This is a genomic window from Peribacillus sp. FSL K6-1552, from assembly GCF_038005205.1.
Taxonomy (GTDB): Bacteria; Bacillota; Bacilli; order Bacillales; family DSM-1321; genus Peribacillus; species Peribacillus butanolivorans.
Genome location: NZ_JBBOST010000001.1, coordinates 4,034,102 through 4,048,365, shown reverse-complemented (window position 1 = coordinate 4,048,365; position 14,264 = coordinate 4,034,102). Strand labels below are relative to the sequence as shown.

Here is a 14,264-nt window from a genome sequence, read left to right as displayed (position 1 = left end):
GTCGAAAGGCTGCATCCGAGAATTCGGAATGCAGCCTTTTTTTATCCCTGGCACTACAATGATGCTTCTTTTGTAACTATTCTGTTGAATCTTGCATTTTCTATTGATATAATAAAAAATAGTGTATTGTGTCGACTAGTGGGAGTGAACGTTATGAATAGAGAAGAAAAATTAAAAAGACAATCCAAGATTCGTAACTTTTCCATCATCGCTCATATTGATCATGGTAAATCTACATTGGCGGATCGTATCATAGAAAAAACGAACGCTATGACTCAACGTGAAATGAAGAGTCAGCTGTTAGATTCCATGGATTTAGAGCGTGAGCGTGGAATTACGATTAAATTGAATGCAATTCAATTAAAATATAATGCGAAAGATGGCGAAGAATACATTTTCCATCTTATTGATACACCAGGGCACGTCGATTTTACGTATGAGGTTTCGCGAAGCCTTGCTGCGTGTGAAGGTGCAGTCCTTGTTGTCGATGCGGCGCAGGGTATTGAGGCCCAGACGCTTGCAAACGTATATTTAGCATTGGATAACAATTTGGAAATCATCCCGGTCATCAATAAAATTGACTTGCCGAGTGCTGATCCAGAACGTGTTCGTAATGAAATTGAGGAAGTAATCGGGTTGGATGCTTCTGATGCAGTTTTGGCTTCAGCTAAAGCTGGTATCGGAATCGAGGAGATTTTGGAGCAGGTCGTTGAATTAGTACCGGCACCACAAGGAGATCCTGAAGCACCGTTTAAGGCGCTTATTTTCGACTCGCTATTTGATGCATATCGGGGTGTAGTTGCCTATATCCGGGTTGTTGAAGGGTCTATTAAAGTGGGCGACAAAATTAAAATGATGTCCACAGGCAAAGAATTTGATGTCACGGAATTGGGTGTCTTTAATCCAAAAACACAACTGCTTGATGAACTAAACGTAGGTGATGTTGGTTTCCTTACAGCAGCTATTAAAAACGTTGGTGATACGACAGTTGGTGATACGATTACTAGTGCTGTGAATAGTGCGACAGAGCCGCTGCCAGGTTATCGGAAAATGAATCCGATGGTATATTGCGGTTTGTATCCGATTGACGCATCGAAATTCAATGATCTACGGGATGCATTAGAGAAATTGGAATTGAATGATTCAGCGCTGCAGTTTGAGGCGGAATCATCTCAAGCATTAGGCTTTGGTTTCCGTTGCGGTTTCCTAGGACTTCTTCATATGGAAATCATCCAAGAGCGTATTGAACGTGAATTCAAAATTGATTTAATTACTACTGCGCCAAGTGTTATTTACGATGTCGTTCAAACTGATGGAACGGTTTTGAAGGTTGATAACCCATCTAACATGCCGGATGCTCAAAAGATTGAACGTGTTGAGGAGCCATATGTAAAAGCAACAATGATGGCACCAACAGAATTTGTAGGCACAATCATGGAAATCTGTCAGAATAAACGCGGGAACTTCATTGATATGGAATATATCGATGAGACACGTGTAAGTATTCACTATGAAATACCATTGTCGGAAATCGTATATGATTTCTTTGATCAATTGAAATCAAATACAAGGGGCTATGCTTCATTTGATTATGAATTAATCGGCTACAAACCGTCCAAGCTTGTGAAGATGGATATTTTACTGAATGCTGAGACGGTCGATGCTTTAAGTTTCATCGTTCATAAGGACTTCGCTTATGAGCGTGGTAAAGTTATTGTTGAGAAATTGAAGAAATTGATTCCAAGACAACAGTTTGAAGTTCCAATTCAAGCAGCTATTGGACAAAAAATCGTGGCTCGTTCTTCTATTAGTGCAATGCGTAAAAACGTACTCGCTAAATGTTACGGTGGCGATATTTCCCGTAAACGTAAATTGCTTGAAAAACAAAAAGAAGGTAAAAAGCGGATGAAACAGGTAGGTTCTGTTGAAGTACCGCAGGAAGCTTTCATGGCTGTTTTGAAAATGGATGATACGACTCCAAAAAAATAAATGATAGATAGAAAAAAGAGGGTAGAGAAGATCTAGCCTCTTTTTCTATCGACTCAATCGATTAAAGGTTGTGAACACAATGATTAAAAGTGCCTACCTCCACATACCGTTTTGTGAACATATTTGTCACTATTGTGATTTTAATAAAGTGTTTTTGCAGGGGCAGCCAGTCGACGAATATTTACGGATGATGAAAAGAGAAATGGAAATGCAACTTGCAAAGTATCCAACAACAGGATTGGACACGGTTTTCGTCGGCGGAGGGACACCTACCTCTCTAGATGAAAAACAACTTGCATTCTTATGTGAAGCAATCAATGAAACCCTTCCATTTGATTCAAAGAAGGCTGAATATACATTCGAGGCTAATCCTGGGGATCTTTCAAAAGAAAAGCTTGAAATACTATTTCATTCCGGTGTGAATAGGCTTAGCTTTGGGGTACAAAGCTTCAATGATGAATTATTAAAGCGAATTGGTCGGACACATCGGGCATCTGAAGTATATGAAACGATTCATTTGGCTCAAGAGGTTGGCTTTACAAATATAAGTATCGACTTGATTTACGGATTGCCAGGTCAAACGATGGAAGACTTCAAGGATACGCTAGATAAGGCCCTTGCACTACAGCTTCCTCATTATTCCAGTTACTCATTAATTGTTGAGCCGAAGACGGTTTTCTATAATCAGATGAGAAGAGGGAAATTAAATCTTCCGCCTCAGGAGCTTGAGGCTTCCATGTATGAACGGCTGATGGAAGAGATGGAGAAACATGGTCTGCATCAATATGAAATCAGTAATTTTGCTCGTCCTGGATTTGAAAGCCGGCACAATTTAACATATTGGGATAATGTAGAATATTATGGGATTGGTGCGGGAGCACATGGCTATACTGGGGGAAAAAGAGTGGCCAATCATGGGCCAGTGAAAAAATACATTACGCCATTGACGGTGAACGAGTTACCTGTTTTGGAAGAACATCCTGTACCACTCCATGAAAAGATGGAAGAGGAGATGTTTTTAGGACTTAGAAAAACAGAAGGAGTTTCATTGGAAAACTTCAAAAATAAATTTTCTGTTGAAATGACGGAAATTTTCGGGAAATCGCTCGAAGAAGAATCAGCAAAGGGTCTGCTTACGATTGAAGGTGGGTTTGTCCGATTGACTGAGCAGGGGAAATTGCTTGGTAATGAAGTGTTCCAATCGTTTTTAGGTGTTGCTGATTCCGAGTGATGGAAATCTCTTGTTATTTTATCAATGAATTAGCGGTTTTCATTGTTGACATCATAAGCTTCATTTGATAATTTATTAGTATATTAGCACTCAAAGAGACAGAGTGCTAACAGAGGTGATCATACATGCTAACTGATCGTCAATTATTGATTCTGCAAGTGATAATCGAGGATTTTATCCATTCTGCCCAGCCAGTCGGGTCGCGAAGCTTGTCGAAGAAAGATGAAATTACGTTCAGCTCTGCCACAATCCGTAACGAAATGTCTGATCTTGAAGAATTGGGTTTTTTAGAAAAAACTCATACATCTTCTGGTAGAATACCTTCTGAAAAAGGGTATAGATATTATGTGGATCATTTGCTTTCTCCTCAAGCTCCGAAAAAGAATGAAATGAAATTGTTAAAATCTGTTTTTGTTGAGCGAATCTATGAGCTAGAAAAGATTGTTCAAAAGTCAGCAAAAATTCTTTCTGAACTGACGAATTATACGGCAATTGTACTAGGTCCAAAAGTCAATGAACATAAGTTGAAAAAAATTCAGATTGTTCCATTGAGTCCGGATGCTGCAATTGCAATCATTATTACTGATACAGGTCATGTGGAAAATCGAATGATTTCCTTGCCCCCTTCTTTTGATATAAATGAAATTGAAAAGATGGTGAACATTTTAAATGCCCGTTTAGTCGATGTTCCGCTTGTTGATTTAAAAGATAAGATCTATAAGGAGGTGGCTGCTCTATTAAGCCGCCACATTCATAATTATGGATCGATTGTTTCAGTTCTAGCGGATACCTTGACGGATACAAAGCCTGAAAAAATATTTTTCGGCGGGAAAACGAATATGCTAAGGCAGCCGGAGTTCCATGACATTGCAAAAGTAAGCACACTTTTATCGATGATTGAGCAGGAACAAGGGTTTTATGATCTTATTACTCAAAATCCAGCGGGCATTCACGTCAAGATTGGCCGTGAAAATCAAAATACGGTACTCGATGACTGCAGCTTAATTACCGCAACCTACTCAATCGGACAGGAACAAGTGGGCACATTAGCGATACTAGGTCCAACGAGAATGGAATATTCGAGAGTAATCAGTCTGCTTTCGTTTTTCTCGAAAGATTTAACGACTCTGATGACTAAACTGTATCAAAAATAGGAGCAAAGGTAATATTGTTAAGGTGGCGGGGATGTAAATTCCCCAGCCTGACTTATTGCTTAAGCATAAATTGTATAACCCTTTTAGGGAGGTGAGATTGTGACAGAAAATAAAAACGAAGAACAAACATTAGAAAATGAAACAATCGAGGAAAGCGCTGCAGAAGCTGTATTCGCTGAAGAGGAAATTCCAGCGGAACAAAATCAGGAGGAAACTCCGGTTGAGAAAGATGAACTTCAATTGGCTCATGAAAAGATTGCTGAGCTACAGGCTAAAATCGAAGAAATGGATAACCGTTATCTTCGTCTGCAGGCCGATTTTGATAATTCAAGACGCCGTGCCAAGCTTGATATGGAAGCGGCTCAAAAATATAGAGTTCAAAGTATTGCTGGTGATTTAGTCGAGGCTCTTGATAATTTTGAAAGAGCGACAAAAATCGAAGCTGATAATGAACAGACAAAATCCCTGCTTCAAGGGATGGAAATGGTCTACAAAGCGATTATTGATGCATTGACTAAAGAAGGCATCGAACCAATTAGTTCGGTTGGTGAAGAATTTGATCCGCGTTTACATCAAGCGGTCATGCAAGTTCAAGATGAAAACTTTGGTTCTAACATCGTTGTCGAGGAGTTCCAAAAAGGATATGTTCTTAAAGACCGAGTGCTTCGTCCTGCAATGGTAAAAGTAAACGAATAATAGAAATTACATACAATTAATTGGGAGGTAGTGAAACTATGAGCAAGATTATTGGTATTGACTTAGGTACAACAAACTCTTGTGTATCTGTACTTGAAGGCGGGGAACCAAAAGTTATCCCGAATCCAGAAGGAAACCGTACAACACCATCCGTAGTGGCATTCAAAAACGGTGAAAGACAAGTAGGGGAAGTGGCAAAACGCCAAGCAATTACAAACCCGAACACGATTATTTCTATTAAACGTCATATGGGTACTAATCATAAAGAAGTAATTGAAGGAAAAGAATACTCACCGCAGGAAGTTTCTGCAATCATCCTTCAATACTTAAAATCATACGCTGAAGAGTATCTTGGTGAAAAAGTAACAAAAGCGGTTATCACTGTACCTGCTTACTTCAATGATGCAGAACGTCAAGCAACGAAAGATGCTGGTCAAATTGCTGGACTTGAAGTAGAACGTATTATTAACGAACCGACAGCTGCAGCACTTGCATACGGTTTAGATAAAACGGATGAAGACCAAACAATTCTTGTATTCGACCTTGGTGGCGGTACATTTGACGTATCAGTCATGGAACTTGGCGATGGCGTATTCGAAGTTAAATCTACTGCTGGTGACAATCGTCTAGGTGGAGATGATTTCGACCAAGTCATCATTGATTACCTAGTAGAAGCATTCAAGAAAGAAAATGGAATCGATCTTTCTAAAGACAAAATGGCAGTTCAACGTTTGAAAGATGCAGCTGAAAAAGCGAAAAAAGATCTTTCAGGTGTAACTTCTACACAAATTTCATTGCCATTCATCACAGCTGGAGATGCTGGCCCGCTTCACTTAGACGTAACAATGACTAGAGCTAAATTCGATGAACTTTCTTCAAGTCTTGTGGAACGTACAATGGGACCTACTCGTCAAGCGATGAAAGATGCAGGTCTTTCAGCATCTGAAATCGATAAAGTCATCCTTGTTGGTGGATCTACGCGTATTCCTGCGGTTGTTGAAGCAATCAAAAAGGAAATCGGTCAAGAACCAAGCAAAGGTGTTAACCCTGATGAAGTAGTAGCTATGGGTGCTGCGATTCAAGGTGGCGTATTAACAGGGGATGTTAAAGACGTTGTTCTTTTAGACGTAACTCCACTTTCACTTGGAATTGAAACAATGGGCGGCGTGTTCACGAAATTAATCGACCGTAATACAACAATTCCAACAAGTAAATCACAAGTATTCTCAACAGCTGCTGATAATCAAACAGCTGTAGATATCCATGTTCTTCAAGGTGAACGTCCGATGTCAGCAGACAACAAAACGCTTGGTCGTTTCCAATTGAGTGACATTCCACCGGCACCGCGCGGAATTCCACAAGTCGAAGTAACTTTCGACATTGATAAAAATGGTATTGTAAACGTTCGTGCAAAAGATCTTGGCACAAACAAAGAACAAGCAATCACAATCAAATCATCTTCAGGACTTTCTGATGAAGAAATCGACCGCATGGTACGTGAAGCAGAAGAAAATGCTGATAGTGATAAACAACGTAAAGAAGAAGTTGAACTTCGTAACGAAGCAGATCAACTAGTCTTCCAAACGGAAAAAACGCTTAAAGATCTAGAAGGTAAAGTAGACGAAGCGGAAGTAACAAAAGCAAACGAAGCGAAGGATGAACTGAAAGCAGCAATCGAGAAAAATGAGCTTGAAGAAATCCGCGTGAAAAAAGATGCACTTAACGAAATCGTTCAAGCTTTGACAATGAAGCTTTATGAAGAAGCTGCAAAAGCTCAGCAAGCAGGCCAAGAGGGTGCTGGCGAAGCTGGTGCAAAAGACGATAATGTAGTTGATGCAGAATATACAGAAGTAAACGAAGAAGAGAAAAAATAAAAAAGTGACCCTGTTGGGACGCTGATATATTGGGCAGGGATTTCTGCCTGTAATTGTAGAAAAGTCAAAGTCAGGTTATCTTGGCTTTGGCTTTTTTACAATGGGTGAAATCAAAGTCCGGAAGTAATGGCAGCTGGTATTCTTTTATTCTTACAATCGCTAGTGGGGAATCATAAGACTATGGAGAAAAATAGGTGCAAATTTGAGGCAGATGTCTTCTTTTACGAAAAAGTGTTCAAGCCGTTTGTACTTTTCTAGTTGATTATTATCTTCGTTCAGTGATAATATTACCTTTATGTGAATCGAATCGGGAGTGGATTTTAGATATGAGTAAACGTGATTATTATGAGGTGTTAGGCCTTTCGAAGAGTGCTTCGAAGGATGAAATCAAAAAAGCGTATCGAAAGCTCTCCAAACAATATCATCCTGATATTAATAAAGCGGAAGATGCTGCGGATAAATTCAAGGAAATTAAGGAAGCTTACGAGGTATTAAGCGACGAGCAGAAAAAGGCTCATTATGACCAATTTGGACATACAGATCCAAATCAGGGCTTCGGTGGCCAGGACTTTGGCGGTTTCGGTGGTTTTGAAGATATTTTCAGTAGTTTCTTTGGTGGAGGCGGACGTAGAAGAGATCCTAATGCACCGCGCCAAGGGGCTGATTTACAGTATACGATGACGCTTTCTTTTGAAGAGGCTGCATTCGGAAAAGATACTGAAATCGAAATTCCGCGTGAAGAGAATTGTGATACATGTAAAGGATCGGGTGCTAAGCCTGGCACAAAAGTGGAAAACTGTTCACACTGTCATGGAACAGGTCAATTAAATGTTGAACAAAACACGGCATTCGGACGTATTGTGAACCGGAGAGCATGTCACCATTGTCAAGGAACAGGAAAAATCATTCCTAATAAATGTTCAACTTGTGGCGGCGACGGTAAAGTTCAAAAACGCAAAAAAATCCAAGTCAAGGTGCCAGCCGGAATCGATGATGGGCAGCAACTGCGTGTATCCGGTCAAGGCGAGCCTGGATTCAATGGTGGTCCAGCTGGAGACCTTTATGTAGTCTTCCATGTTCGTAGCCACGAATTCTTTGAAAGAGATGGCGATGATATTTATTGTGAAATGCCGGTTACTTTTGCTCAGGCAGCATTAGGAGATGAAATTGAAGTTCCGACTTTGCATGGTAAAGTTAAGTTGAAGATACCTGCAGGAACACAAACAAGCACGCGTTTCCGTTTAAAAGGAAAAGGGGTTCCGAATGTAAGAGGATATGGCCAAGGAGATCAGCATGTGGTCGTATTAGTGGTTACACCTAAAAAATTAAGTGAAAAACAAAAGGACCTTCTTCGTGAGTTCAACGATATCAGCGGACAATCAGGTATAGATGAACAAGAAGATGGCTTTTTCTCAAAGGTAAAGCGTGCTTTTAAAGATAGGTGAAGACAAGTAAAGAAATTGGGAGTTGGTAGATTATGAAGTGGTCTGAATTTGCAATCCATACAACAAATGAAGCGGTTGAACCTGTTTCAAATATTCTTCATGAGGCAGGTGCAAGCGGTGTTGTCATTGAGGATCCTCTTGAATTAGTCAAAGAACGTGAAAATGTTTTTGGCGAAATCTACCACCTAAACCCAGCTGATTATCCGGATGAAGGTGTGTTGATTAAGGCATATTTGCCGGTTAACAGCTTCCTTGGCGAAACTGTTGATGCTATTAAGGAATCAATTAATAATCTCCTTCTTTTTGATATCGATCTTGGGAAGAATGTTGTTTCAATTAGTGAAGTGAATGAAGAAGAATGGGCAACGGCTTGGAAAAAATATTATAATCCGGTCAAGATTTCTGAACGTTTTACCATTGTTCCTACATGGGAAGATTACACTCCTGTAAGCAGTGATGAATTAATCATTGAACTTGATCCTGGTATGGCTTTTGGAACAGGTACCCACCCGACAACGGTTATGTGTATCCAAGCACTTGAACGTACAGTTCAGCCGGGTGACTTAGTTGTTGATGTAGGAACGGGTTCCGGTGTTTTAAGTATTGCAGCGGCATTATTAGAGGCGAAACGAGTTCAGTCGCTTGATTTGGATGACGTAGCTGTACAGTCTGCTAAGCAAAATGTAGAACTTAACAACGTTCAAGACAGAGTTTCTGTTTCTCAAGGTAACTTGTTGGACGGCGTAAACGAACAAGCAGATGTCGTTGTAGCTAATATATTAGCTGAAGTCATTATGCGCTTTACAGATGATGTAGCAAAAGTGGTTAAACCTGGTGGATATTTTATAGCATCTGGGATTATCCAGCCAAAGAAACAGGATGTGAAGGATGCAATTATAGCTTCCGGATTCACAGTTGAGGAAACCATTTTGATGGAAGATTGGGTAGCAATCATCGCGAAAAGAAATGATTAAATGAAAAGTTACTCTGATTATCGTATATTTGGATAGTCAGAGTACCTTTTTTTAGCTTGAGTTTTTGCATGGCGCGCAATCGGAAAATAAGCCTCTGACTGCTAGCCTGTGAGTTTTTTTAGACTAGACGAAGTAGGTGGCAGTGTGCAACGGTATTTTCTTAACGAGGAAGACTTTAATGGTAAAACAGTGACGATATCAGGCGATGATTTTCACCATATTTCCAGGGTAATGAGAATGGAACCAGGGGAGCAAATCATCACCGTAAAGGGCAACGGAATGACTGCGGTCACGGAAATTTCTGAAATAACAAATGACGCTGTTATAGGAACCATTATTGAATGGAAGAATGAAGAAAAGGAACTTCCGATAAGAGTTACGATAGCGAGCGGTCTGCCTAAAGGGGATAAGTTAGAATATATCGTTCAAAAGGGGACGGAATTAGGTGCTGTTGAATTTATCCCTTTTATTGCTGCTCGTTCGGTGGTAAAATGGGACCACAAAAAGGTTGGTAAGAAATTGGAACGACTCCAGAAGATTTCAAAGGAAGCGGCCGAACAGTCCCACCGCACAGTTATCCCTGCCATCAAGGAACCGATGACGGCAGATCAGCTAGCTGGATATGCTTCTGGTTTCGATCATAGATTAATTGCTTTTGAAGAAGAAGCAAAGCGTGGAGAAACGTCTGTACTTGCTTCTGTTTTGAAAGATATCACTGCCGGACAATCGATTTTATTCGTGTTTGGTCCTGAAGGGGGCTTGGCAGATAAGGAAATCGAAAAATTGTCGGCTGCCGGATTTGTAGCTTGTGGTCTTGGACCTAGAATATTAAGAACTGAAACAGCACCTTTATATGCACTTTCCGCTGTTTCTTATCATGTAGAACTTTTGAGGTGATGAAAAATGGCAACGGTCGCTTTCCATACATTAGGTTGTAAAGTAAATCATTATGAAACAGAAGCTATTTGGCAATTATTTAAGACAGAGGGATATGATCGTGTTGAATTTGAAAATACATCAGATGTATACGTCATCAACACTTGCACGGTAACGAATACTGGCGATAAGAAGAGCCGTCAGGTTATCCGTCGTGCAATCCGTAAAAATCCGAATGCTGTTATTGCAGTAACGGGTTGTTACGCACAGACATCTCCTGCAGAGATCATGGCAATTCCAGGTGTAGATATTGTTGTTGGAACACAGGACAGGGTTAAATTGCTTGAATACATCGAGCAGTTCAAGGTAGAACGTGAACCGATCAATGCGGTTGGGAATATTATGAAAAATCGTGTCTACGAAGAATTGGATGTACCGGCATTTACTGATCGTACTCGTGCCTCACTTAAGATTCAGGAAGGTTGCAATAATTTCTGTACTTTCTGTATCATCCCATGGGCTCGTGGTTTAATGCGTTCCCGTGATCCAAAGGAAGTCATTCATCAAGCTGAGCAGCTTGTTGAGGCAGGATATAAAGAGCTTGTCTTGACGGGCATTCATACCGGTGGTTACGGAGATGACTTGAAGGATTATAATTTGGCGATGCTACTACGTGACTTGGAAAAAATTGATGGGCTAAAGCGGATCCGTATTTCTTCCATTGAAGCCAGTCAAATTACAGATGAAATCATTGAAGTACTGACGAATTCGAAAAAGGTAGTTCGTCATTTGCATATCCCTATCCAATCGGGTTCTGATACGGTTTTAAAACGGATGAGACGTAAATATACAATGGCTTTCTTCGGTGATCGAATTGAAAAGTTAAAAGTTGCACTGCCAGGTCTTGCTGTTACATCTGATGTAATCGTAGGCTTCCCGGGTGAAACCGAAGAAGAATTTATGGAGACGTATAATTTTATAGAAAAATATAAATTCTCCGAACTTCATGTTTTCCCGTATTCAAAACGGACAGGGACTCCTGCCGCACGCATGGAAGACCAAGTGGATGAAGATGTGAAAAACGAACGCGTTCACCGTCTAATTTCATTATCGGATCAGTTGGCAAAAGAGTACGCTTCTCGATTTGAGGGAGAAGTACTTGAAGTCATTCCTGAGACTAAGTTGGAAAATGGTCTTTATGAAGGCTACTCGGATAATTACATGAAAATAGTCTTCCCGGCTACAGAGGAAATGGTTGGTGACATTGTAAAAGTGAAAATTACAAAGTCTGGCTATCCACATAGCGAAGGACAGTTCGTGACGGTTGTGAAAGATATTCCGTTGCAGCAAGTAGCTAATATATAAGACAGCGATTTTTTCGCTGTCTTTTTTCTTTGTTTAATGTGTTTTCTTAGTACATTAGGGTAAAGACTATATATATCGTCAAAATAGAAGAACTATGGTATGATGAGAGGTACGTACAACTAGTTTTAAATTGTTTTTAAGGAGGATTATATATGTCACAAAATGTAGCAGGTTTAATTGACCACACTTTATTAAAAGCAGATGCAACGAAAGAACAAATAAAGGTATTATGTGAAGAAGCGAGAGAGTATAATTTTGCTTCAGTATGCGTAAACCCGACTTGGGTGAAGTATGCAAGTGAGCTTTTAGAAGGCTCAGAAGTAAAAGTTTGTACGGTAATTGGTTTCCCTTTAGGTGCCACTACACCAGAAACTAAAGCTTTTGAAACAAAAGACGCCATCAGTAATGGCGCACACGAAGTCGATATGGTGATCAATATCAGCGCATTAAAGGACAAGGATAATGAATTGGTAGAGCGGGATATTCGAGCTGTGGTAGCGGCATCGACAGGTAAAGCTCTGTCAAAAGTAATTATTGAAACCTCTTTACTTACTGAGGAAGAAAAAGTCCGTGCTTGCGAACTTGCCGTAAAAGCGGGAACGGATTTCGTTAAAACCTCAACTGGTTTTTCAACTGGCGGTGCAACCGTTGAAGATGTTGCGCTTATGAGAAAAACAGTAGGACCAGATATCGGCGTTAAAGCTTCAGGCGGAGTTCGTAACACGAGTGATGCTCAGAAAGTGATTGAAGCGGGTGCAACAAGAATTGGAGCGAGTGCAGGTGTCTCCATCTTAAAGGGCTTAACAGCTGACTCTGATTATTAATTTACAAGCCGCATTCTTAAGAGTGCGGCTTATTTTTTTATATGCGGACGATGGATCAATAAAATAAAGTTGGAAAATTGGCGTGCAAATGGTAAAACGATCAAGGAAGTCACGATATTGAAAATAACACTAGCATGCGCGAGTTGTGTACCCTTATCATCGGTGAAAAAAGCAGCTGTTCGTTCTAGGACGTCCACAAGAGGGAGAAAAGCTGCAACTCCGATTACATTTAACCAAATATGTGCATAAGCTGTAAAAGCAGCTTGTCTACCAGAACCGATGCTGGCCATGTAGCCGGTGATACAAGTGCCTATATTAGAGCCGAGCATCATGATAATGGCGGAAGAGACGGATAACTCCCCGCTCATTAAAAAGCTCATTGCTATTCCTATAGTCGCGGAGCTAGAGTGAATCATTGCCGTTAACAAGATACCAGCCAATAGAGCAATACTCATATGATCCTCTATGTTGCTGATTAGAGTCTGAACCGATGGATAGACTGCAATAGGTTTCGAAAGCATTTTAAAGCCACTCATCGCTGCGAAGATAGCTGAGATACCGATCAGGGACATCCCAGCGCTTTTCGATAATACTTTTGGCATTAAACAAAGAATAGCACCACTGATGACACCAGGAATTATCCAACGATCCAAGGAAATGGTCATAAATTCTGCTGTGAAGGTAGAGCCGATATTTGTTCCTAGAATAATACCGATTGTTTGTGGGAAAGTTAAACTTCCTGCAGAAACAAGGCCGACCGTCATAACCATGACCGCTGAGCTGCTCTGGAGGATTCCTGTAAAAATGGTACCGGCAAAAAAACCTTTCCAGGGTCTATCTGTTACCTTTGAGAGGAAAGTTTTTAATGCAGCACCGGACATATTGAACAATCCGATACGTAAAACAGCCATACCGGCTAAAAATATCGCAATGAATAATAGAAATAAAATTAGCTCATACATGACTCTCACCCCTTAATCAGCTTATGGTCCAAAGGGGGTAGACATGCTATAAAAAGGATTTCTTTGCTCTAGGATGATTGTTTTGTGAAAAATTATGACATAAACATGATAATATTCGAAATAAGTTTGATTTTATTGGTTGACCTGTTAAAGATGATATATTATAATTGTTTAGTACATGTATAACATGTTGACAACTTGAGTTAGTGTGTTGTTTTCGGAGGGAGGGAAAGAGATGTCTAAAACCGTCGTTCGTAAAAACGAATCGCTTGAAGATGCTCTTCGTCGTTTCAAACGTACTGTATCTAAAGCAGGATCGCTTCAGGAAGCTAGGAAGCGTGAATTTTATGAAAAACCAAGCGTAAAACGTAAGAAAAAGTCTGAAGCTGCAAGAAAACGTAAATTCTAAGAGAGGGTGGAAAGATGAGTCTTCTCGAGCGTTTAAATAATGATATGAAACAAGCGATGAAGAACAAGGAAAAGGACAAACTATCTGTTATTCGGATGCTGAAAGCTTCTATTCAAAACGAAGCTCTAAAGCTGAGACAAGATTTAACAGATGATGAAGAATTGACAGTGCTCTCTCGCGAATTAAAACAACGCAAAGACTCCCTCCAGGAGTTTGAAAACGCAGGTCGTTCCGATCTCGTGGATAAAGTCCGCACCGAACTAGTATACGTAGAGGCATATATGCCTGAGCAACTTTCAGAAGAAGAGATTTCTAAAATTGTTAAAAAAACAATTGAAGAAGTCAATGCAACGTCCAAAGCAGATATGGGGAGAGTTATGGGAGCTTTAATGCCTAAAGTTAAAGGTAAAGCAGATGGTTCTCTAGTAAACAACTTAGTACAACAACATCTATCTTAAACTCGAA

General features: G+C 40.2%; 13 protein-coding genes. 12 read left to right on the top strand and 1 reads right to left on the bottom strand.

Annotation, left to right across the window (positions count from 1 at the left end):
• Positions 1-153: 153 nt before the first annotated feature.
• The 10 genes from lepA (at position 154) to deoC (ending at position 12,428) form a co-directional block, all read left to right on the top strand.
• Positions 154-1,989 carry a translation elongation factor 4 gene (lepA, locus tag NST21_RS19445; protein ID WP_056528610.1) on the top strand — a complete coding sequence of 612 codons (1,836 nt, stop codon included), beginning with the start codon at positions 154-156 and terminating at the stop codon, positions 1,987-1,989.
• A 79-nt stretch (positions 1,990-2,068) separates the two neighbouring features.
• Positions 2,069-3,220, top strand: a complete 1,152-nt coding sequence (gene hemW / locus NST21_RS19440; protein ID WP_057218741.1) for a radical SAM family heme chaperone HemW — start codon at positions 2,069-2,071, stop codon at positions 3,218-3,220.
• Positions 3,221-3,345: 125 nt separating this feature from the next.
• Positions 3,346-4,374: a heat-inducible transcriptional repressor HrcA gene (gene hrcA / locus NST21_RS19435; protein ID WP_053347014.1), complete on the top strand. Its 1,029-nt coding sequence runs from the start codon at positions 3,346-3,348 to the stop codon at positions 4,372-4,374.
• 99 nt (positions 4,375-4,473) lie between these two features.
• Entirely contained in the window at positions 4,474-5,070 is a 597-nt protein-coding gene (gene grpE, locus NST21_RS19430) for a nucleotide exchange factor GrpE (protein WP_053347013.1), read from the top strand.
• A 38-nt stretch (positions 5,071-5,108) separates the two neighbouring features.
• Complete coding sequence (gene dnaK, locus NST21_RS19425) at positions 5,109-6,944, top strand: molecular chaperone DnaK (protein WP_053347012.1); 1,836 nt, start codon at positions 5,109-5,111, stop codon at positions 6,942-6,944.
• A 326-nt stretch (positions 6,945-7,270) separates the two neighbouring features.
• The gene (dnaJ, locus tag NST21_RS19420) at positions 7,271-8,389 is read left to right on the top strand and encodes a molecular chaperone DnaJ (RefSeq protein WP_340890766.1); all 1,119 of its coding nucleotides are present in this window, start codon (positions 7,271-7,273) and stop codon (positions 8,387-8,389) included.
• A 32-nt stretch (positions 8,390-8,421) separates the two neighbouring features.
• On the top strand, positions 8,422-9,363 hold the full coding sequence (gene prmA / locus NST21_RS19415) for a 50S ribosomal protein L11 methyltransferase (RefSeq protein WP_340890763.1): 942 nt from the start codon (positions 8,422-8,424) through the stop codon (positions 9,361-9,363).
• Between the two features lie 144 nt (positions 9,364-9,507).
• The gene (locus NST21_RS19410; protein WP_340890759.1) at positions 9,508-10,260 is read left to right on the top strand and encodes a 16S rRNA (uracil(1498)-N(3))-methyltransferase; all 753 of its coding nucleotides are present in this window, start codon (positions 9,508-9,510) and stop codon (positions 10,258-10,260) included.
• A 6-nt stretch (positions 10,261-10,266) separates the two neighbouring features.
• On the top strand, positions 10,267-11,604 hold the full coding sequence (gene mtaB / locus NST21_RS19405) for a tRNA (N(6)-L-threonylcarbamoyladenosine(37)-C(2))-methylthiotransferase MtaB (RefSeq protein ID WP_056528620.1): 1,338 nt from the start codon (positions 10,267-10,269) through the stop codon (positions 11,602-11,604).
• Between the two features lie 152 nt (positions 11,605-11,756).
• Positions 11,757-12,428: a deoxyribose-phosphate aldolase gene (deoC, locus tag NST21_RS19400; RefSeq protein WP_340890755.1), complete on the top strand. Its 672-nt coding sequence runs from the start codon at positions 11,757-11,759 to the stop codon at positions 12,426-12,428.
• 29 nt (positions 12,429-12,457) lie between these two features.
• On the opposite strand, the gene NST21_RS19395 is transcribed toward deoC, so the two are convergent.
• A complete protein-coding gene (locus NST21_RS19395) occupies positions 12,458-13,390 on the bottom strand; it encodes a Na/Pi symporter (protein ID WP_340890753.1) in 933 nt (310 codons plus the stop codon).
• Between the two features lie 235 nt (positions 13,391-13,625).
• On the opposite strand from NST21_RS19395, the gene rpsU reads away from it, so the two are divergent.
• Positions 13,626-13,799 carry a 30S ribosomal protein S21 gene (rpsU, locus tag NST21_RS19390; protein WP_028391853.1) on the top strand — a complete coding sequence of 58 codons (174 nt, stop codon included), beginning with the start codon at positions 13,626-13,628 and terminating at the stop codon, positions 13,797-13,799.
• A 14-nt stretch (positions 13,800-13,813) separates the two neighbouring features.
• Positions 13,814-14,257 carry a GatB/YqeY domain-containing protein gene (locus NST21_RS19385; RefSeq protein WP_340890752.1) on the top strand — a complete coding sequence of 148 codons (444 nt, stop codon included), beginning with the start codon at positions 13,814-13,816 and terminating at the stop codon, positions 14,255-14,257.
• Positions 14,258-14,264: the final 7 nt, after the last annotated feature.